The organism is Yersinia vastinensis (assembly GCF_044905075.1).
Lineage (GTDB): Bacteria > Pseudomonadota > Gammaproteobacteria > Enterobacterales > Enterobacteriaceae > Yersinia > Yersinia vastinensis.
This window is the reverse complement of record NZ_CP173260.1, coordinates 2,891,485-2,913,787: the sequence shown is the minus strand read 5'-3', so window position 1 is coordinate 2,913,787 and position 22,303 is coordinate 2,891,485. Positions and strand designations below refer to the sequence as shown.

The window sequence follows — 22,303 nt, the reverse complement described above, 5'->3', positions numbered from 1 at the left end:
TATATAAATTATTCTCGGCTTGTCCATGTCCGGTCACCTTTACAATTTCGCCAGCATCTCTCGGGTGACAAGGACAATACCATTTTCCGAACGATAGAAACGGCGCGCATCTTCAGTTGCGTTTTCACCAATGACCATTCCTTCAGGAAGGGTGCTGGCGCGATCAATAACACAGCGTTTCAATCGACAAGAGCGCCCTACATTGACGTCGGGCAGCAATACGCAGGAATCAATATTGCAAAATGAGTTCACACGAACTCTGGAAAACAACACGGAGTTGACCACTACGGATCCGGAGATAAAACAGCCACCAGAAACTAATGTATTCATGGTCATGCCGTGGCTGCCAGAACGGTCCTGAACAAATTTTGCCGGTGGTAATGGCTCGGCATAGGTACGTATCGGCCAATGAGAGTCATACATATCCAGTTCAGGGGTCACAGCCGCTTGATCGAGGTTTGCTTGCCAATAGGCATCTAATGTTCCGACATCACGCCAATAATCAGGGGCATCTGGCGAAGTAGAAACACAGGATAGCGAGAAGGGATGCGCCCAAACATGACCTTGTTCGGTGATTTTTGGCAAAATATCTTTGCCGAAATCGTGACTGCTGCTCTCATCAGCATGATCAATCTCAAGCAGGCCAAACAGGAATTCTGCATTAAACACATAAATCCCCATACTGGCCAGACTGCGGTCCGGTTTACCCGGTAGAGTTGGTGGGTCTTCGGGTTTTTCCCAGAACATTTTCACTTGTAAATCTTCGGAGACCTCCATTACACCGAAAGCCGTCGCTTCTTCCTTAGGGACTTCAATACAAGCCACCGTGCAGGCTGCGCCGCTTTCGACGTGATCCAGCAACATGCGCGAGTAATCCATCTTATAAATATGATCCCCTGCCAAAATCACGACATATTCAGCACGATAGCGGCGGATGATATCTAGATTTTGAAACACGGCATCTGCCGTGCCGGTATACCAATGTTCCCGCCCTTGACGCTGTTGTGCGGGTAATAAATCAACAAATTCATTCATCTCTTCACTGAGAAATGACCAACCATGCTGAATATGTTGTACCAAGGTATGGGATTGATATTGCGTTATCACACCAATACGGCGAATGCCTGAATTAAGGCAATTAGATAATGCGAAGTCGATAATGCGGTATTTCCCGCCGAAGTGAACGGCTGGTTTTGCTCGGACAGACGTAAGGTCTTTAAGGCGTGAGCCGCGGCCACCTGCAAGAATCAGGGCCACAGCTTTGTTGGGAAGTTGTCTGGCCGACATGACTCTGTCGATATCGCCTGCTTTCCGCATGTCAGACTCCTTATGATTTATTAATGTAATGACTGCCGGATTATGGGCTATCTCCATCAGCCCTAATACGCGAGATTTTGACCGGGAGTAAAACGGTCTGTGGCCTCCTTAAGTATAAACATTGTTAATTACATAATCGGCTAATTATCATTCTAACAATGAGAAGCGAATCATATTTAGCGTGTTCCAACACAAATTTTTTCGCCGCAGTCAGTATCAGTAGGCTAGGGCTGTTTATCGTTTTGTACATTGTGAGGTGAGGTATCGTCGACCATACTCGATAGGGCAAAAAATATTCGTAGTTTTAATAAGGATATAAAATTATGACAGTCACAAAAAAGAGTTTGCGGTTATCCGCACTCACTTTGGTACTCGGTAGCTTTACTCTCAGTGCTGCACCGGTTGTCGCACCACCCACCGGTTACACTTTGGAGCGCGTAGTCATTTTGAGCCGTCACGGTGTTCGCTCTCCGACAAAACAAACACAGCTAATGAATGATGTTACCCCTGATAAGTGGCCGCAATGGCCTGTAAAAGCAGGGTATTTAACCCCCCGAGGCGCAGAATTGGTAACACTGATGGGGGGCTTTTATGGCGATTATTTCCGTCATCAAGGGTTGCTACCTATGGGGTGTCCAGCGGATGGGGCCATTTATGCACAAGCAGATGTTGACCAGCGCACTCGCTTAACGGGACAAGCCTTTTTAGATGGGATCGCGCCGGGGTGTGGCCTCACAGTACATTATCAGGCTGATTTGAAGAAAATTGACCCGCTATTTCATCCCGTTGAGGCCGGAGTCTGTCAGTTAGATTCAACCCAAACTCATAAAGCGGTTGAGGAGCGGTTGGGGGGGCCACTAAACACGTTGAGTCAGCGTTACGCGAAACCTTTTGCTCAGATGGGGGAGATATTGAATTTTTCTGCATCCCCTTACTGTCAGTCGCTACAACAAACAGGAAAAACTTGTGATTTCGCCACTTTCGCCGCTAATGAAATCACGGTAAATAAGGCAGGGACCAAAGTCTCACTGAGTGGCCCTTTGGCATTGTCATCAACGTTGGGTGAAATATTCCTGTTACAAAACTCACAAGCCATGCCTGATGTTGCCTGGCATAGACTCAATGGGGCAGAGAATTGGGCTTCACTATTATCGCTACATAATGTGCAATTTGATTTAATGGCTAAGACGCCTTACATCGCACGCCATAAAGGAACGCCGTTGCTGCAACAAATTGAGACAGCATTGCTGTTACAACGTGATGCTCAAGGGCAAAAACTGCCGTTATCACCACAAACTAAAGTACTTTTCCTCGGGGGACATGATACCAATATTGCTAATATTGCCGGAGTGTTGGGGGCGAATTGGCAATTGCCGCAGCAACCTGATAATACTCCGCCAGGAGGGGGATTGGTATTTGAGCTATGGCAGAATCCTGATAATCATCAGCGTTATGTCGCGGTGAAAATGTTCTACCAAACGATGGATCAGTTAAGGGGTGCTGAAAAGTTAGACCTAAAAAATAATCCTGCAGGTATTGTTCCAATCACGGTTGAAGAGTGTGAAAATACGGGTGATAACAAACTGTGTCAACTTGAGACCTTCCAAAAGAAAGTGGCTAAAATGATTGAGCCAGCTTGCCATATTTAACGTAAACTTATCTGGTGAGTAATAATACCTACCGGATAAGTTAATCATTTCTGAACGTGTTATATATACAGCGTTATGGTCGTTGAGTTTAGTTATTAATTGAATTCTAATAGATGTTTGTACTATATAAATGGTAACGGCCGGAGCTGCCTAGAAAATATAGGCTTACTCCGGCATATAAGTACCGAGACTAATAAAGTGAGGTTTTAATTTACCAAAATGCTATGTGCAATAAACAATTAACCGAGTCTGACTAAATCGAACGGAACATAGCGCTCACCCGTTTGCTGTAACTCTACAACTGGTGCTCGCTCTGCTTGTACTGGCCCCAGGCCTTCCGTATGGATAGCTTTTGCTACGTCAATCTCCCCAGTTTGCGCAACCATGACACGTTTGCCTGGGATAATTTGGTTTCTGTTTCTGTCATAGACTTTAACCATATTAACCTCCAATAGTTATCCGATAAGGTTTAACAACTATCGGGTGAATAATCCGCCCATAAAATCAAACCAGTATCTAAGATATATACCTATAGCCGAAAAAATGGATGGCTAAATAACTGCCCGATATAGGCTACACTCGATGAGGTCAATTTCTTTGCCTCAGGTCAAACTATTATAGAGTTGGTTTCTATTGCGGTAAAAATGATATTTATTTTTTTCTCTGTGATCAAGTCTGAAAAGCATTTTTTTTATAGTTAGTTTTCGGTCTATATCATAGGGCCTATAGCTGTGATAAATCCGTTAATAAGCCGGATTTATCACAGTCTGTATCGATAGAAAGCGCTGACTTATATCAGTGCCTTCTGTGTTAGTGATTCTAATATTTTTAGTGGCGATTGCTGGGGGTCTTTCATACCGTCAACCGGTAGTAGGAATGTCTGTTCCAACATATATTGCCCCCCATTGCCGCGTGAGGTGTTTGATCTGAAAAGCAGATCCAACTACTGCCTGATGGGAAGTCAATGGCTTGCTGCTGGCCATTTTTTTGATAATCCAAGTCGGCTTTCATTTTATCGTGCAGTTGGAGCATCAGATGGTCGTAGTGGCTACGACGGCGTTTGGTGATACCGACTTTATGTTGCAGCCAACTGCTAATGGGGGAATAACTGCCAAGTTGTGGCAAATAGCGACTGGCGAGTTGTGTAAAGTCTTCCCCGACGCGCCATGAGCGGGGTTCACCATGAGGATTGATATTGGTGAAGATTCGCATGATTCGCTCACCATAATTAGGCCGCGAAGGGAAAGCATCAACATGTAAACGACTATCATCTTTGCGCCATGATGTTTTATCACGCCAGGCGGTGACAGGATGTAAGCGCAGGCTGTTGGTCGGGCTGTGCAGGGCCGCGGTGTACTCTGGGAGGAGCTGGTTTACTAGGCTAAGACAATTTTGGTAATAGCGCTCAAGTAGCTGGCGGGTTAAGGCTATTTTACTTTCATCGGTGACGCCGCTCAGTGTCCCCTCCAACGGCTTAAAGCTAATGTTTTTGCGTTTAACATCAACGAGTGCCGGGTCAAGCAACAGTTTTTCCTGTTCACTCAACTCGAAAGTCAGATGAGGTAAAAACAGCACTTTACCTTGTTCCAGTGCATCAATGGCATTGGTACTTTCAATTTCACGGTGATCCCAACGGCTGTATGGGAGCGTAAGAATCGATGAATCTGACGTATGACTTTGATTATGGTTGCTCATCAATTATCCGCTTTTAAATATTATGCATCTCAATCATAACTTTTTATTATAGATAATGTGAGGGCTATGGCACAGATTTCAGATTTTGCTTGCCTTAGACAACTGCATTAAAGGGGGGTGTCGCCTTAAAATTGGGGTCGATTTGACAATTGAAGTCTGGATTTCTGCGTATTCTGACCAGCGATCAATGATTGCATCTAATTGTTCCATTGAGTGGATATATAAACGGCTAACAAAGCAATCGTCGCCAGCAACTTTGTCACATTCAACACACTCAAGAGTCTCCTGAATCATTTTTTCCGTTACGTACAGCATTCCTGCTATAGGTTTGACACGAGCAATAGCCTGCAGACCATAACCGAAAGCCCGTTGGTCCAAGTCTAATGTATAGCTGCGAATGATATTACGGTCTTCAAGACGTCGTAGACGTTCGGATGTACTGGGAGAGGAGAGACAGACTTGTTGAGATAGGTCTTTCAGGGATATCCGAGCATTCTCAGCTAAAATGGCAATCAATTTTTCGTCAATTTTATCCATACCCACCACACCTCTTATTATTAGGTATAATGGTGTTATTATAGGCATCATTTTGATTTATTAACGATATTTTCCTTGCAAAAAGATGATGTTGATTGAATAAAAAATAAATTGACGATTGAGTGTTAAGCCGATGAAGAGCAGGCATAATCTCAATAACAGTCATGATGAACCCATCATCTAAAAAGATATCGTAGCTAAAATATAAACTCATACCCTCTAGAGTGACTAGGGTATGAGTTTGTCTATAGGAGGATTAATGCCTAATTGCAGAGGTGCTGGCTAACGACGAGGTCTCATTCAGGCTATTGGTTCGCATAGATTTTTTTTGCAAATAGGCTAAATCATAAACATCGTAAAAGTCTATTTCACCTTTATTGCTGATAATGTTTTTAAAGCGGAGCTTGAAATCATCACTGATGTTTTTGCTATTTAATATCTCATCAATCGCTTGAGTCGATAATGCACGGCTAAAGAACCATTCGCCGTTATAACAAACACGTAAATCAAGAATACCAATATCTTCAAACTTGAATACAGGTTTGATCTCCATCATAAGAATTGCGGACATCAATACGAAGAACAGAGTAAAGGCAATCATATAGCCAGTACCAAAATAAGGCGTCAAATACATCAAAATCAATACAAAAAAGTATGATATCAACATGGCCAAACAGAGGTAGGGGTGTTTGTAGACAAAGTCGCTGTTAAATTTTAACCGGCCATCTCTATTTTCTTTCTGATTTATTCTTGCGATGTCATCGATTAATATTTTTTTAATTATGTCCATAATTATGACCTTGTGATTAATAACTCATAAAAACTAAACCATAATGGTTTGTTATAGATTAGCATGAAAAGTTAAATTTTAAGCATATCAATTCGATGAATTAGTTTGCAAAACTGTTATAGCTAGCGGGCTCAGTGGATATATTATTTATTAATCAGGTGAAAGCAATCACTTGAGTGCCGATTTCACCTGATTAAGCCTTTGCAATACCGATAATGAGAGATATGAACAGGGCTAAACGGTCAGGACAATTTTACCAATATGCGTACTGCTTTCCATCAACTCATGGGCTTTTGCTGCACCTTCTAATGGGAACGTCTGGAATATCTGTGGTTTCATCTTGTTCTTACCCAGCAATGGCCAAACTTGCTGTTCCAGCTCTTTGGCGATGACCGCTTTCTCAGCAACACTGCGCGAGCGTAATGTGGAGCCGATGTGGGTCAGACGTTTTAGCAGCATCAACATAAGATTAAGATCTTTGGCATTGCCATTCTGGATACCAATTTGAACGATGCGGCCATTCATCGCAGCAGCTTCATAGTTACGAGAGACATAATCTCCAGCAATTAAATCAATAATAACATCAACGCCTTTTCCGGCAGTGGCTCGTTTGGTTTCAGCGACAAAGTCTTCTGTGTGGTAATTAATGGCGATATCTGCACCTAATGCTAAACATGCTTGACGTTTTTCTTCTGAGCCCACGGTGACAATAATCGTTTTTGCGCCGAATGCTTTGCTCAATAAAATTGCTGTAGTCCCTATACCCGAAGATCCTCCGTGAATTAATACTGTTTCACCAGCAGTAAAGTGGCCGCGTTGGAATAGATTACTCCATACAGTAAAGAATGTTTCTGGCAGTGATGCGGCTTCAATATCAGTAAGAGCTGTAGGGATAGGTAAGGCATTACTTTCATGTATGACACAGTATTGGGCATAACCACCACCTGCGATAAGTCCGCACACTTTGTCCCCAATCTTAAATCGACTAACATCAGCGGCAGTCGCAACCACAATACCAGCAACCTCTAAACCAGGAATATCTGATGCACCGGGCGGTGGGGCATATTGCCCACGGCGCTGCATGACATCAGGGCGATTTACGCCCGCAGCAGACACCTTAACCAGAATTTCACCTGCGGCTGGCAGTGGTGTTGGCCGTGTAACCGGGGCTAATACCTCTGGCCCGCCAGGCTGAGTAATTTCAATTGCGACCATGTTAGCTGGGATAGGATTCAGCAATGTCATAATATTCCTTTTGTAACATGAAGGGACTTAGTCAGACGTTATACTAATGATTAGTCACTATATTAGTCTCGTAATAGAAATAGTTCATGGCGAGAATGTGCTTATATGATAACGAAATTGTAAGTATTTGAAGGTATTGTCGGCGCAGAAAAAAACCGGGCTTAGTTGCCCGGTTTAAACAGCAAAGGTTTTACCACTCCCAGCGCATTCCGGCATTGATTTGCCAGTTAGTGTTGATATCTCCCCCAGAGGATTTTTCCACATCAAGGTAGAAACGGGAGTTATTATCTTTTGTTAACTGGATATTGGTACCAATGCCGTAAGTCATCCAGCTATCGTCCCCATCTTGTTTGGTGACCAGCACAGCATCTTTACCCTTAACGGTAACGCTGCGATTGCCGGCAAACTCATGCAGTAAATCAGCTTTCAGATAAATATCACTGTTACTATTGTCCTCAAACCGATGACCGATACGAACCCCGGCACGACCAATAACACTATTAATATTATCCTGATTGACTTCTAGCCCACTGCTGGTGGTGTAGTTAGTTTTATTCAGGTAGGTATAAACCAACTGACCTTGAGGTTCGATGAAATTTCCGTTATCTAGTGAGAATTCACGACCATATTCAGCACTTGCACTCCAAGACCAGTTACTTCCATCACCGTACCCACCTGTACCCAGAGTATTTTGGTAGTCAATGTGGTTTTTCAGGTGACTATATTTCAGGACCAAGTCGATATAGTCTTGTTTCTCTAAACGGTTCCACGAGCCGTAAATAGCCCCGCCGTAGCTTTTATTATCACCTGAACCGTAATTAAATTCTGACTTACCATTCAGATAATGAGCGGCAATACCTTTGGTCCAGACTCCATTCTCATATTCATCTTTATTGTCATAACCTAACTGATAGAAGTGATACTGGTTCTTAAAGTAACTTCCATGTTTATTTTCCATCTCGCCACCTTTATAACGCAGCCAAAGTCCATTTTCTTGCTGGTCACTTCTTAATTCACCGAGTCGTTTATTGAGGCTATCAATTTCAAGGCGAGCCGTCGCTGTAGCATAGTTAACCCCGGCATTTGCCATCACAACTTCGCTAGGTGCACTCAATTGCTTATCAACGCCTGTAATATACCAGTTGGTGCCATATTGGCTTGTAGGGTCACCATCTTTAATGTCCGAACGAATTATAGGTTTATAATCATAAACATATTCGTTAGTGATATCGACCTGCTCATAAGGCTTAAAAGATACATTATTGGCAGCATCGGCTATCCAAATATCTTCACTTAAATCTGCAAGTTTGTTGATATTCAGTGCTTCAATATAGTGAGAGCCACCGGTGCTGCTGCTGACAACCTCAATAAAGTCGCTACCATTCTTAAACTGTTCATCCGTTTTGCTGGTATTTACATCAATAAGGAAAATACCATCCTGCCCTTTCAAGTCATAAATCTTGATACCCTCATTCTGGCTCTTATTCGTATGTAAATTAAAGCCATGTAAGTTAACCACACCGTCTTTTTGTAGATTTAGTACACTGATCTCGGCATTTAATTCATCGGGGATCCAATGGGCTTTATTCATTAAAGTTACATCCAATGCTCCGACCCACGAGTTAGATGTCGTATCATAGAAGTTCACTTCATGCCCATGCCAATAAGAGCCCGTACCATTGAATACAGCAGTAATACTACCCCCACCGTTAGTGATATTATCGCCAAGATCCATATTGCCCATCACATTGAGTTTATGTTGACCCGTTTGGTTAACGATTACTTGGCCCCCATACTTAGCGCTAATTGCATCACTTTTAGCCCCACCATCAGGGTAAGTATTATTATGTTCTAATACCTCCAAGAAATTTTTAGTGTAGGTATTTATATAAACATCACCGTTATTAGCAGTAATAATTGTACCATCGCCTTCTGCATATAGACCATTGTTTGCCGCGGTTGCTGTACCTGTTCCATTGGTATCCATTTCCACCAGAGAATCGATGTGAATTTTACCGTTAATTGTGATATTTGAACCGTCAGAGGCTAACAGTGCAGTGCTATTATTATGGCCATTGCTAATAGTCAGACTATTTATATAACTAAAGTTGTTTAATGAAATGGTATTGTTTTTTTTGGTCGTGAGACCATAGAAAGCATTATAATAATTAGGGTTGGATATGTTATTACCATGTATATTGATGGAATAGTCACCTATATTATAACTTTTACCATCACTTTCCGATTTTGCGAAGTAAACTACGAGAGGCTGATTAGGGTTATCGATAGTGACGTTGGCGTTATAGTTGCCATCATTATAAATCACATCAGATAGATTAAATAATTTTGGATCGATTTTTGTCGAGGTATAAAGTAAATTATAGTTCCCGGCAATACTGCACCCAGACCACATTATATTGCTAATGAGGATAGGTAAGATTGATGCTCTAAAAGTTTTAGATTTATATTTGCGTGAGTACACGTTTATAGACTCCAGAATTAAAAAGAATATAAAGTAAGCATGTGGTCACTATTAATGAAATCCACTGCACCTAAAATTCAGCTGGTAGTTTAATTTTAGGTGAATTAATAACTAAATATTGCACGCGATATTATTTTGTAAAAAAACTTCATCATGTCAATCATGATAATAGCGGGAATACATAACTTTACGTTTGTATCTAACTTTTTGTTATAAGTATGATTGGTATTAATTTTTTTTATTTTATGTTTGTCTATTTCATTGTTACTTATGATGATTGTTTTTTAAGTTAAAGTCTTTGGGGGTTTGTTATTGCACTGTAATGACGATTCACATGGTGGTTCATATAACTATGAACACTATAAGTAGTGTTTGTAGGTTTGGTGATTATGCCGTGAATTAATTTTTACAAATATTATTAAATAATTTATTTATTATATGAGATTAATAACAAACTTGGATTTTGTTATTTAATTTATAGGATTATGACTATCCGAGCATGTTATTTACAAGCCCGGATGTCATTGACCTTATTGGGTTATTTTCTACTGAGTGTTGTATTTCCAACTAACTTGATATTGATAAATTTCATCGGTTAGCAAATCATCAATATGCACACTGGGACTCCATGAATCATCGCCACCAACCCCCATATGGAAACCATCAATATTCAACCAAGTGCCTAGTTCTGGTTTGAGTAAGTGCTGATGGCTGGTATTCATCAGCTGCTGCATGCTGTAACGGCTAATTCCAAAATGGAACTGACCTGTTAATTGCCAATTTCCGTATTCTAGACGGCGGGTATAGCAACGTAAGCCATTTTCGCTTGGGAATATATAGGGGGTGTGCATTTGTTCGAGTGGTTGCGACCATCGGCCATATTGCGCGGAAAGCTGGCGGTCAGGATAGTTTTCATGTGGCCCGAGCCCTAACCAGCTAACATTTTCTGCGATATCTGATAATTGACAACACATACCAATTCTTGCTGGTGAGGGCAGTGATGTAGCCACTTGAACTCGGACATCAATGGTCATTTGGCCTTGCTGATCAAAACGGTATAGCCAATGTGAATACAATACCTGCTCGTTGGCAAACGTGTAGCCATACTCAGCACTAATTTGTATTGAGTGAGCTAAGGTATCAGCCTGTAGTGATAAACAATGCTGCTCTAGTTGATACATACCGGCTTTTTTCCAGCGTTCAACCCAAGCGTTGGGATCAATACGAGTAGCCTCACTGACGCCAATATCATTATCCAGCGGTGTACGAACAAATTGATCACGTAATGGGGTCAATAACATCATCTTTTCCCCGACCCACCACTGTTCTAATAGGCCGGTTTGGCGACTGAACTGCCAACGCTGATGCTGATGTATTACCCAAATATGATGTACATCCTGGTGTAACTGGAGATGATTTGGCGTGAAGACTTTTGCTGTACAAGCAGGAGGGAAAGATATCGTCTGTGGTAAACGCCACTGATGCCAGGCACAGCGATGATTGTTTGGCGACCAAGGCGTCTTTTGCACTTGTCTGACTTCAGCATTCAACCATGTATGGCCTTCATCGACAGCCGGTAATTGTGCTGCCAGTGTGTATTGTTGTGTGCTTTCAGGCTGTATTTCTAATGGGAAATCCCCTTCCAGCACTAATTTACCCTCTGACTCAATACGCCAATAGAGATGTTCGTTGTCACTTTTTCGAAACAAATACTCACTGGCGACACTAATCACCAAGGGTTCGGTACTAAGCAGCTTGAACTGGAAAAACTGCTGGGCGCATTGTGCTTCATACAGACTTGGATGAGGGGTTCGATCAGGGAAAACAAGCCCATTCATGCAGAATTGGCGATCATTTGGAGTATCACCAAAGTCACCACCATAAGCCCAATAGGGCTGCCCATTTTCATCGTGACGAGTGAGACTTTGGTCTACCCAATCCCAAACAAAGCCCCCTTGTAGTCGAGGGTATTGTCGGAATGCCTGCCAATAGCGGGCGAATCCACCAAAACTATTACCCATGGCATGGGCATATTCACACAGAATCAATGGACGAGATTCATTCGGTAAGCCAACCCATTTCTTAATTGACCATTTCGGTACAGCCGGGAACGGTTGGTCTTCATCCACACGCGCATACATTGGGCAAACAATATCCGTTGCCAGAGTATTTGCTCCTCCTCCTTCGTACTGAACTGGGCGTGTGGGATCGTTAGTTTTTATCCAACGATACAAGGCATCATGGGTGGCGCCGTGACCTGATTCGTTGCCGAGTGACCAAATAATGATGCAAGGATGGTTACGATCACGCTGAACCATCCGGGTAACACGCTCACTAAAAGCAGAAAACCACTGTGGATCATCAGCGAGACGCCCCATGGGCTGCATACCATGTGTTTCAATATTGGCTTCGTCAACAACATACAATCCATAACGGTCACACAGGCGATACCACAATGGATGATTAGGGTAATGTGAACAGCGCACGGCGTTAAAGTTATGCTGCTTCATCAGAATGATGTCTGTTAGCATACTTTTTTCATCTATAGCTTGGCCTGTTTGCGGGTGATGTTCATGGCGATTGACCCCACGAATCAGCACGGCTTTACCATTTATCTTGAGTTGGCCTTGATGAATAGTCACTTGCCGGAAGCCGACGTCATAAGCCTCCGCCTCAATCAGTTCTTGTTGATGATTCAGTAGAGAAACGACTGCACGATACAGCGTGGGTTGCTCTGCACTCCATAAGGACGGGTGTTCAACTCGAAGCTTCAAGTGGGTACGATCAGTATAAGGGCCTCGTTCATCAATTGCCGATGTACCAAGGGGTTGCTGTAAGCTCGTGACCAAGGTCTCAGCCAGCCAAAGTTGTACACGGACTTGATAAGCTCCGGTGACTTGCGGATTATTAATTTCAAGGGATGGGATATTAATCGCGGCCATCACCTCTAAAGTGGCAGAACTAAATTCAGGGGATAAATTGGTCGTAATGTGAATATCCCGCAAATGAATATCTGGTTTATGCAGCAGGCTAACATCACGGAAAATCCCACTCATACGCCACATATCCTGGTCTTCCAAATAGCTACCATCACTCCAACGTAGCACCAGAACAGCAATACGGTTCTTGCCCACTGTTAAGTAAGGTGTGAGATCGAATTCTGCGGGCAGGCGGCTGTCTTGCGAATACCCAACCCAGTGGCCATTGCACCACAAATAGAATGCAGAATTCACGCCATCAAAAATGATGCGGGTTTGACCTGATAATAGCCAGTCGGCCTCAACCGTAAAATCATAAGAATAACAGCCTGTTGGGTTCTCCTGCGGGACGTGTGGTGGATCGACAGGAATGGGATATTGCACGTTGGTGTAAATCGGCGTGTCATAACCATGAAGTTGCCAGTTAGCTGGAACAGGTAGCGATGCTACCTCCGGTAAGTCCTGTTCGACCCAACAATCTGGCACTGCCTCGGGTTGGGTAAAATAGCTAAATGACCATTGCCCATTAAGTAGCAATTTCTGCGGTGAAGACTCGTCATTTTGGGCTGAATTGATATCACGCCAACTGTGGAATGGTGGGTGAGCTTCAAGGCGATGGTACTGCGTCACCTGCGGATTCTCCCAATCCCTACGGGATAAAATCTGCGAAAGGGTAGGTCTAGGCTGATGTTGAACCTTTTGCGGTGACGTCATGATATCTGCCTCATATTCTGTGGGTATTTTCTTATTTTAGTTAGCGATAGGGAAAAATGTTATGCGCTCACAATTTGATGCTATCAAGATGAGTTCAGCAGAAAGTAAAGTAAATAGTGGTGAGTTAAATAGTCGAGAGTGATCGCATTTATTCATTTTTACGGATTTTGGGATTAAATGGGGCGGTTGTTTGGCGTATTGTCAGCTCGGTGGCCAATAACAAAGATTCAGAGGGCGGGGTAATTGTATGGTGCAGTCTAACCACTAGGCGGGAAACACTTTCTTCACCTAATCGCTTGAAGTTCTGTCTGATAGTGGTCAGGGGGGGCTGAAAATAGGCACTGTCTGCGGTGTCATCATATCCAATGACAGAAACCTGACTTGGCACTTCGATATGATGTTCATGCAATGCTCGCAGTACACCCAGAGCCATTTGGTCGTTAGCCACTAAAATGGCGCTAAAAGGAATATGGCTAGAAATCAGTTTTTGTGTTTCCTGATAACCACTGCGCGCACTCCATTCACCATGGTAGACCGCCTGCGGTGCTAATGACGCAGTATTGAGCGCCTGTTGCCACCCCTGATAGCGTAGTTGGGAAGAAATAGCGTCTTTCGGGCCGCAGATCAAGGCGATGTGCTGGTGGCCTAATGCAATCAGGTATTCAGCTCCCTGAATTGCCCCTTCTTTGGGATCAAACAAGACACTAAACGCGGTGGATTGTGGGTCTACATCGAGAAAAAGCACGGGTGTATTAGCACATTGCTCGGCAATTTTTTGGCTACGTTTAGGCTTTAGAGAAACATTAACCAAAATGCCTTCAACTCGTTGAGCTAACAGCTCATTTATAGCTTGTTTACAAGCATCCTCACTGTGGTCATCAACCATGGCAATTACGACGTTGTATTCTAACTCTCGGGCTTTTCTTTTAATCGCGGCGGCTATTTGTGAAGGGGCATGTAAAGAGAGATCTGTGGTGGCCAGCCCCAGTGTCCGGCTATGTTTACCTGCTAATTGTTGTGCAACGCGGTTAGGAACGTAGCTTAACTGGACCATGGCCAGTTCAACCTTATTACGGGTTTTAGGCGAAACATGGGGGGCGTGGTTTAAAACCCGAGATACAGTTTGATATGAAACACCGGCCTGGCGCGCGACATCATCTAAAGTAGCAGACTTGTGTTTCATGTATTCCTCTTAGGTATGGATAGCTACTAATTATAGCAAATTCAATGGATAAACTTTTAGTGACTACCCACAAACATGATGAAAATAGGCCGTTGAAGATATTTTTGCACTGTTGAGACTAAAAGCACGGCCGTATTGGTACGATTTAATAATAATCATGGTTATTATTCTGCCTAAAATAGAGGCTCAAGAGTATAATAAATCGCTTTTTTGGTTTTATTTTAGGCACGTGAACAAGAATCTTCCGTTTGCTTGCTAAAAAGAGTTGCTATTAAAAGCCGGTCATGAGTTAATGCGTCTCGGCCTGTGGTACAGACCTATTTATGCACGACATCTTGAGTAAAGTGGTTCATATTTAAAGCGTTATCGTTGATAGCTCTTCACTGACGAATTTCCTTCATAGTGCCTCCATAAGTAACGACTGATAACCGGCTATAACACGCCCATGGTGGCAAAATTTTTTAATAAAGGAAATACACATGTCTAACATGATGAAAGGTCAAGTAAAGTGGTTCAACGAGTCTAAAGGCTTCGGTTTCATCACTCCAGCTGATGGCAGCAAAGACGTGTTCGTTCACTTCTCTGCTATCCAAGATCAAGGCTTCAAGACCCTGGCTGAAGGCCAGAACGTACAGTTCTCTATCGAGAACGGTGCTAAAGGTCCGTCTGCAGCAAACGTAACTGCAATCTAATTGGCCTTTGGCTGATTATAAAAAAACCCGCTAAGGCGGGTTTTTTACTTTCTGATGTAAATAAAATTTATCTCCGCTTAACTCTTTCTTTGTACTTATTCTTGTTTTACTCAACGTCCTCTCTGTCCGTAAATTTCCCTTTAATATATTCGACAAAAGCATACCACTGGGTGCGCGTAAACCTTATCATTCTCACCTGATTCTGTACTACACTAGCAGCATTGATTTAATCGAAGGTAATATCATGAAAGTGAATGATCGGGTGACGGTAAAAACCGATGGCGGCCCACGACGTGAAGGGGTTGTTCTAGAGGTGGAACAGTTTAGCGAAGGCGTCATGTATTTGGTTTCGCTGGAAGATTATCCTGCAGGCGTGTGGTTCTTTAACGAAATCGACAGCCATGATGGCACCTTTGTTGAGCCACTTCATAAGTAGGGTTACCAACCCCACGCTCTATTGAGCGTTTATTAAACGGTAATAAAAAACCGGAGGAAGGTGAATAACCTAGTCTCCGGTTTTTTTATGTCACTTTGCTCATTATGTTTCGACTGGATTTCAGTCGGTCATAACTTAGAAAGTTTCCCAGTTCAGTGCATCATCGCCTGATTTTTTGTTATCACTGGTTTTATGCTGGCCAGTTGACGTAGGCGCAGGTGTTTTAAGTGCCGTTGAGGAACTACGCCCCTTCAGATGGAATACCGCAACAGCTTGGGTTAATACTTCAGCTTGTTGTTCAAGGGAGGCTGCCGCAGCCGATGCTTCTTGCACTAAAGAGGCATTCTGCTGTGTAACATTGTCCATCTCGGATACGGCTTGTGCAACCTGACTGATACCCCGACTTTGTTCATCAGAAGCTGATGCAATCTCGCCCATAATATCTGTCACATGGGTGACGGCCGTCACAATCTCTTTCATGGTCTTGCCTGCGTCAGATACCAGAATTGAACCATCACCAATGAGATCAACTGACGCCTCAATGAGTGATTCTATCTCTTTAGCTGCATCGGCACTGCGCTGCGCCAGATTGCGTACTTCACTGGCGACCACTGCAAATCCGCGTCCTTGTTCACCTGCGCGAGCAGCTTCAACCGCCGCATTTAATGCCAGAATATTGGTTTGGAAGGCAATGCTATTAATGACATTTGTAATTTCAGCAATTTTCATCGAGCTGAGGGATATTTTGTCCATCGTGCTGACGACGTCATTGACGATATCACCGCCTTGAGCCGCTTTACCTGATGCGTTAGCTGCCAGCTGGCTGGCATGGTGTGCATTTTCCGCATTCTGTTTCACGGTGGCAGTTAGTTGCTCCATGCTGGCCGCAGTCTGCTCAAGTGAGGCCGCTTGCTGCTCGGTTCGTGCTGAGAGGTCAGTATTGCCCAATGCAATTTCACTGGAACCTTGATAGATGGATTCAGCACTGCTGCGAACGGCTTCGACCGTGGAGGAAAGTGAATCTTGCATCTGCTGAATATTGTTACCCAATACACCAATTTCATTACGCCCGAATGAGACTGAATCCTGTGTCAAATCTCCTTGAGCAATGCGTTGAATTCTCTCTACTAGCCAGTTAATAGGTTTAATAATGACTTTGCTGATGACTAAGAAAGCAATGACGGTTAGCAGCAACGCGAGAATAAAGGCTCCTCCCATCAGAATATAGCCAAGTCGAGCTTCCTGTTGCGCGGATAAATTAATTTGATTGGCGCGGTCTGTACGATATTTAACCGCTTTCAGCAGTGGCTCATTATATGCGTCATCTAGCTGATTGAGTTTTTCCGCCTCTAGCGAAATTACCTCTTCAAAATGTCCCTCTTTAGTCGCGTCCAGCATGAGTTTCATCCCATCGTCGCGATACTCTTCATAAGCTTTTTTCAGCGGTGCATCTAAGGCTGTGTCGGTCTCCGATTTAATCGGGCGATTATAGTAGAGGTTAAACATCTGCTGTGATTGAGCAATAAGACTTTCTGCGTTTTTTAGGCCCTGTTGGTAACCTTGGCTATCACCGATACGTGCCGCGGATGCAGCTTGAATCAAAATAAGGCGTGCAGTACGCAGGTGGTTTGAGCTGTTAGATAGGCCCAGACGGATGTCCAGTTCTTGCGTTGCTTCTTCTAGCGACTGGTTACTTTGTTTTAAAAAGTAGCTCGATGTACCAATTGCTGCGGCAAATAAAAGCAGTATTCCCGCCAAAATGGCGATAAACAAAGTGACCAGACGCATATTATTCACAAACGATACTTTCGTATCTTTATTATGTTCTGGCGTTATTTTTATATCCGATGGCTTATGCGTACTTCCACGTTTCATTGTTAGTTCCGTTTCTATAGTCGCTCGAGGAAAGGTCCTTGCCTGCTATATCCTGACTGGGTGCTACCGTGCCGCTAACTGACGGATGGCAACATCAGTGACTTCGGATGTAGGCATCGCTACTTAAAGTTAATCCACCCCTATATTTGAAATAATCTTCACAGTCCTTTAAGAACCTATCGGCAACGGGCCTGAAATAGTTAGGGTTATTAATGAGATCGGGATCGCAATTTGAACTAAAGGGTTCATTGTATTTCTGTAATTGTGTCAATGACTTGATACAGGATTTTCCCTAGCTCTGCATGCTATGGTGCAGGTCGGGGAATGAGGTTATTGTTGCCACAGTGCTGTAGCTTTTCCTAGCGATGAGGCTGATAGCCTCCAATGCCACGGTATGCTTGATAACGTTATTGGGGCGTGTGAGTGGTGCAGTCATGAAAAACTCCAGTGACGGCGTGACGTTTACAGTGTAGTAACTGGCATAGCTATTCGCCTGACTCTGATGAATATGAAATATGGCGATATAGTAAAATTAAAAAAAACAATATTCTTAATATTATTCTTATTATTTAACTGACGGGAATTGGTTTAGGTTTTGTTTAGAAATATAACCTTTACATAGCTATCACCCACAACTATAATCTTGAAAAATTTCGGTGGAGAAACTAATGGATACGCAAAGTAGTAGTCAAATAAGCAAGGCAAGCTAACTCATCTTCCAACCGATTTGTTGCTTGCCGAAAAATGGCGGGCAGCACCCTCTCTGTATTTCTCTGAGCTGTGCATACCCAATAATGATTTAACTCGATGATTTTCGTCGAGGGTATTAATTCGGGTTTTTATTATGGTATTTAATAACCACGCACTCTTTCCTCCAGGCACTAACACTGGTTATTGCTGATATTCCGTTTGGAATATATCAGCACAATTTCCTGTGTGCTAAATAGCACATGATTATTCTACCAATGATTAATTCATGGAGAGAATCATGGCATTAACTCCTTTTGTCGTAAATTTATTACTGGCGATGTGTCTGGGCGCACTAATTGGTGCTGAAAGACAATGGCGTCAACGAATGGCTGGTTTACGGACCAATGCATTAGTCGCAACTGGAGCTGCGGTATTTATTCTCAGCTCTTATGCGACATCTCCAGATAGCCCTGGGCGAATTGCTGCTCAAGTGGTCTCCGGGATCGGTTTCCTTGGGGCTGGCGTTATTATGCGTGAAGGCATGAATATTAGGGGGCTGAACACAGCTGCAACGTTGTGGTGCTCAGCGGGAATCGGTGTGCTTTGTGGGCTAGGGCTGTATTGGAATGCCGTTGCTGCAACCGCCGTTATTCTATGTGCCAATATATTGCTACGTGAAGCCGCGCAGCGGATTAATATGCAACCTCAGCAACAAGCTGTCGATTTAGCGGTTCGATATCGGATTCAAGTCACCTGCGGTGCGGAAGATGAAGTCTTGGTGCGTACCTTGATTTTACAGGCACTAAATGGTGTGGCATTGCGGCTACAGTCACTTTGTAGTGCCGATATTGCAAGGCCTGGCCAGTTAGAAGTCTGCGCTGAAATTATGGCAACGCCAGCAGAACAAAAAGAAATTGAAAGTATTGTTTGCCGCGTAAGTTTGGAGCGTAGCGTTAGCTCTGTTCATTGGCGTATTGCGTCGGAATTGCCGGTTTAATCATATTAACTACTGATTTATTTAAGTGGTATGAAATTAGGTTATTTAATAAATATTTGAATAATAAATAGCGCTAACCCATGTGGTAGTAAGGAGTTGTTATGGACGATCACCCCGAAGTTAACTCAATCAGCCGCTGCTGATAAAAATAAATACAATATTGGCAGCGCAATAATAGTTCGGCACATTTATCTCTCAATTATTGAGTGGGTAAGATCAGTGCATTCAGAATTAAATGAGATGCGTTATGACCAAATTTAAAAAGACAGCGACGAGTCGGAGCAATAATAAAAAACCTTTTACTATTGCATTAGAGGCTAAGAATAGCCTAGACCAAACTTTATCCAAGCTAAATGCAAATTTGAATGGGTTAACTGAAGAAGATGCTAAAGAAAGGCTGGAATTATACGGTATTAATCAAGTTGCGCATGAGAAAGCACCTCCAGCATTAATTCAATTATTGGCTGCGTTTAATAACCCTTTTATTTTTGTTTTAATGATTTTGGCAATAATCAGTTTCTTCACTGATTATTGGTTGCCGCGACAAAGAGGTGAGGAGACGGATCTCGTTGGTGTTTGCATCATTGTGACGATGGTCATGATCAGTGGCTTGCTGCGCTTCTGGCAGGAATACCGCACCAATAAAGCGGCTGAAGCATTGAAATCGATGGTGCGAACCACGGCAACAGTGTTACGTCGGAATAGCCATAGCGCTCAACCGGCAAAACAAGAAATTGCCATTAAGCAGCTTGTGCCGGGTGATATCATTTTATTATCTGCCGGGGACATGATTCCGGCTGATCTGCGACTGATTAAATCCAGAGATCTCTTTATTAGTCAGGCAATCCTGACGGGAGAAGCCATACCCATTGAGAAGTATGATGCAATGGGCGCAGTCACTCCGAAATCAGTTGATGCAGACGCTAGCAGTGAAAGTGAATTACTTGAACTGTCTAACATCTGTTTGATGGGAACTAACGTTGCCAGCGGAACGGCAATGGCAGTGGTGGTTGCCACTGGTGGGCAGACTTATTTCGGGTCGCTTGCTAAGTCGATTGTGGGTAATCGCGCTCAAACGGCCTTTGACCGTGGGGTTAATAGCGTCAGTTGGTTATTGATTCGTTTTATGTTGGTGATGGTGCCCATAGTCTTGCTGATTAACGGCTTTACTAAAGGGGATTGGAGCGAAGCGGCGTTGTTTGCGCTTGCCGTTGCCGTCGGTTTGACGCCTGAAATGTTGCCTATGATTGTTAGTTCTAATCTGGCGAAAGGTGCGATAGCAATGTCGCGGCGAAAGGTGGTAGTTAAGCGACTCAATGCAATACAAAACTTTGGTGCGATGGATGTGTTGTGCACCGATAAAACCGGGACTTTAACTCAAGACCGCATCATTCTTGAGCACCATCTGGATGCTCACGGTAATAATGATAGTAAAATATTGCAACTAGCTTGGCTTAACAGCTTCCATCAAAGTGGTATGCGTAATTTGATGGATCAGGCAGTGATCAAATTTAGTCGTGGTAAACCCGAAATTGATGCTTTACGTCGCTTTAATAAAGTGGATGAGTTGCCATTTGATTTCATTCGGCGTCGTCTATCCATTGTGGTCAAAGATGAACAACAGCATCAACAATTGATCTGTAAAGGTGCCGTGGAGGAGATGCTCAGTATCTGCACCCATGTGCGAGAAGGAGAGGAAACTTATCCACTGGATGAGGCGCGTCGAACATCATTATTAGCACTGGCCACACAATATAATGAAGATGGTTTTCGCGTTCTCTTGCTCGCTACTCGCGAGTTAGGGACTCAAGCCAGTGAGTTGCCGCTGAATATTCAGGATGAGCGTGATTTGGTTGTTCAGGGGGTGTTGACCTTCCTTGACCCGCCAAAAGAGAGTGCAGAAGCGGCGATTACGGCACTGCGGGAAAATGGCGTTGCTGTCAAAGTGTTAACTGGTGATAACCCTATTATTACGGCCAAAATATGTCGTGATGTTGGGCTAGATCCCGGTGAGCCGTTGAGCGGTCGTGCAATTGAAAACATGGATGACGAGACACTGGCTCGTGAAGTGGAGTTGCGTACCGTGTTTACTAAATTGACGCCCCTGCAAAAGTCACGGGTGCTGAAAATGCTGCAAAGCAATGGTCATACTGTTGGTTTTCTGGGGGATGGTATCAATGATGCTCCAGCATTGCGTGATGCCGATGTGGGTATTTCAGTTGATACTGGTACTGATATTGCTAAAGAGTCAGCCGATATTATTTTGCTGGAAAAGAATTTAATGGTCCTAGAAGAGGGAGTCATTAAAGGCCGTGAAACATTTGGGAATATCATAAAATACTTGAATATGACGGCCAGTTCTAATTTCGGCAATGTATTCTCAGTATTGGTTGCTAGTGCATTTATTCCATTCTTACCTATGCTCGCCATCCATTTATTACTGCAAAATCTGATGTATGACATCTCCCAGCTCTCTCTGCCCTGGGATAAAATGGACAAGGAGTTTTTACGTAAACCACGTAAGTGGGATGCGAAAAATATCGGGCGCTTTATGTTGTGGATTGGGCCAACATCCTCAATTTTTGATATTACAACCTTTGCGTTGATGTGGTTTGTTTTTGCCGCGAACAGTGTCGAACATCAGGCATTATTCCAGTCTGGCTGGTTTATCGAGGGTTTACTGTCGCAAACATTAGTCGTCCATATGTTGCGCACACAAAAAATTCCATTTATTCAAAGTACGGCAGCACTGCCTGTGTTATTGACCACTGGAATCATTATGGCCATCGGCATTTATATTCCGTTCTCCCCTTTGGGGACATTAGTCGGATTACAGCCGCTACCATGGCAATACTTCCCATGGCTGGTGGGTACGTTGGTCAGCTACTGTGTGGTGGCGCAACTGATGAAGCAGTTCTATATTCGCCGCTTCGGCAAATGGTTCTAACTGTTTTTATTCACGATTTAATATAACTAACCGGGGCCATCTGGCCCCGGGATAATAAAACTTATTTTTAGTGCGG

15 protein-coding genes and 1 pseudogene are annotated in these 22,303 nt (G+C 43.4%); 5 read left to right on the top strand and 11 right to left on the bottom strand.

Annotated elements, in window-relative coordinates; translation table 11 throughout:
* Nucleotides 1–39: 39 nt before the first annotated feature.
* The gene (gene glgC, locus ACIOG0_RS13630) at nucleotides 40–1,317 is read right to left on the bottom strand and encodes a glucose-1-phosphate adenylyltransferase (RefSeq protein ID WP_050098390.1); all 1,278 of its coding nucleotides are present in this window, start codon (nucleotides 1,315–1,317) and stop codon (nucleotides 40–42) included.
* 323 nt (nucleotides 1,318–1,640) lie between these two features.
* Here glgC and ACIOG0_RS13625 point away from each other — a divergent pair, with 323 nt between their 5' ends.
* Nucleotides 1,641–2,966, top strand: coding sequence for an AppA family phytase/histidine-type acid phosphatase (locus ACIOG0_RS13625; protein WP_145582007.1), 1,326 nt, complete (start codon nucleotides 1,641–1,643; stop codon nucleotides 2,964–2,966).
* Between the two features lie 239 nt (nucleotides 2,967–3,205).
* Here the strand turns inward: ACIOG0_RS13625 and ydfZ are convergent, their stop codons facing one another.
* From ydfZ to ACIOG0_RS13585, 8 genes and pseudogenes are all read right to left on the bottom strand, one after another.
* Nucleotides 3,206–3,406, bottom strand: coding sequence for a putative selenium delivery protein YdfZ (ydfZ, locus tag ACIOG0_RS13620; RefSeq protein WP_050098388.1), 201 nt, complete (start codon nucleotides 3,404–3,406; stop codon nucleotides 3,206–3,208).
* Nucleotides 3,407–3,756: 350 nt separating this feature from the next.
* A pseudogene (locus ACIOG0_RS13615) lies at nucleotides 3,757–4,661 on the bottom strand (Kdo hydroxylase family protein).
* 78 nt (nucleotides 4,662–4,739) lie between these two features.
* Nucleotides 4,740–5,198 (bottom strand): Lrp/AsnC family transcriptional regulator, encoded by a 459-nt coding sequence (locus ACIOG0_RS13610; protein ID WP_050295575.1) that lies wholly within the window; start codon nucleotides 5,196–5,198, stop codon nucleotides 4,740–4,742.
* Nucleotides 5,199–5,454: 256 nt separating this feature from the next.
* Entirely contained in the window at nucleotides 5,455–5,988 is a 534-nt protein-coding gene (locus ACIOG0_RS13605) for a YlaC family protein (protein WP_050140797.1), read from the bottom strand.
* Nucleotides 5,989–6,222: 234 nt separating this feature from the next.
* Nucleotides 6,223–7,233, bottom strand: coding sequence for an NAD(P)H-quinone oxidoreductase (locus ACIOG0_RS13600; RefSeq protein ID WP_128451041.1), 1,011 nt, complete (start codon nucleotides 7,231–7,233; stop codon nucleotides 6,223–6,225).
* Between the two features lie 190 nt (nucleotides 7,234–7,423).
* Nucleotides 7,424–9,715 (bottom strand): autotransporter outer membrane beta-barrel domain-containing protein, encoded by a 2,292-nt coding sequence (locus ACIOG0_RS13595; RefSeq protein WP_050295514.1) that lies wholly within the window; start codon nucleotides 9,713–9,715, stop codon nucleotides 7,424–7,426.
* 545 nt (nucleotides 9,716–10,260) lie between these two features.
* Nucleotides 10,261–13,407: a beta-galactosidase gene (locus ACIOG0_RS13590; RefSeq protein ID WP_128451040.1), complete on the bottom strand. Its 3,147-nt coding sequence runs from the start codon at nucleotides 13,405–13,407 to the stop codon at nucleotides 10,261–10,263.
* A 148-nt stretch (nucleotides 13,408–13,555) separates the two neighbouring features.
* Complete coding sequence (locus ACIOG0_RS13585; protein ID WP_050140799.1) at nucleotides 13,556–14,590, bottom strand: LacI family DNA-binding transcriptional regulator; 1,035 nt, start codon at nucleotides 14,588–14,590, stop codon at nucleotides 13,556–13,558.
* A gap of 479 nt (nucleotides 14,591–15,069) precedes the next feature.
* Here ACIOG0_RS13585 and cspE point away from each other — a divergent pair, with 479 nt between their 5' ends.
* Both cspE and dsrB read left to right on the top strand, forming a co-directional pair.
* Entirely contained in the window at nucleotides 15,070–15,282 is a 213-nt protein-coding gene (gene cspE / locus ACIOG0_RS13580) for a transcription antiterminator/RNA stability regulator CspE (protein WP_002210893.1), read from the top strand.
* Between the two features lie 244 nt (nucleotides 15,283–15,526).
* Nucleotides 15,527–15,718, top strand: a complete 192-nt coding sequence (dsrB, locus tag ACIOG0_RS13575; RefSeq protein ID WP_004701013.1) for a protein DsrB — start codon at nucleotides 15,527–15,529, stop codon at nucleotides 15,716–15,718.
* A gap of 135 nt (nucleotides 15,719–15,853) precedes the next feature.
* Here the strand turns inward: dsrB and ACIOG0_RS13570 are convergent, their stop codons facing one another.
* Both ACIOG0_RS13570 and ACIOG0_RS13565 read right to left on the bottom strand, forming a co-directional pair.
* On the bottom strand, nucleotides 15,854–17,593 hold the full coding sequence (locus tag ACIOG0_RS13570) for a methyl-accepting chemotaxis protein (RefSeq protein ID WP_050098381.1): 1,740 nt from the start codon (nucleotides 17,591–17,593) through the stop codon (nucleotides 15,854–15,856).
* 292 nt (nucleotides 17,594–17,885) lie between these two features.
* On the bottom strand, nucleotides 17,886–18,029 hold the full coding sequence (locus ACIOG0_RS13565; protein WP_164908320.1) for a hypothetical protein: 144 nt from the start codon (nucleotides 18,027–18,029) through the stop codon (nucleotides 17,886–17,888).
* Between the two features lie 552 nt (nucleotides 18,030–18,581).
* Between ACIOG0_RS13565 and ACIOG0_RS13560 the strand changes: the two genes are divergently transcribed.
* Both ACIOG0_RS13560 and mgtA read left to right on the top strand, forming a co-directional pair.
* Nucleotides 18,582–19,280 carry an MgtC family protein gene (locus ACIOG0_RS13560; RefSeq protein WP_050098380.1) on the top strand — a complete coding sequence of 233 codons (699 nt, stop codon included), beginning with the start codon at nucleotides 18,582–18,584 and terminating at the stop codon, nucleotides 19,278–19,280.
* Nucleotides 19,281–19,527: 247 nt separating this feature from the next.
* Nucleotides 19,528–22,227, top strand: a complete 2,700-nt coding sequence (mgtA, locus tag ACIOG0_RS13555; protein WP_128451039.1) for a magnesium-translocating P-type ATPase — start codon at nucleotides 19,528–19,530, stop codon at nucleotides 22,225–22,227.
* Nucleotides 22,228–22,303 lie beyond the last annotated feature (76 nt).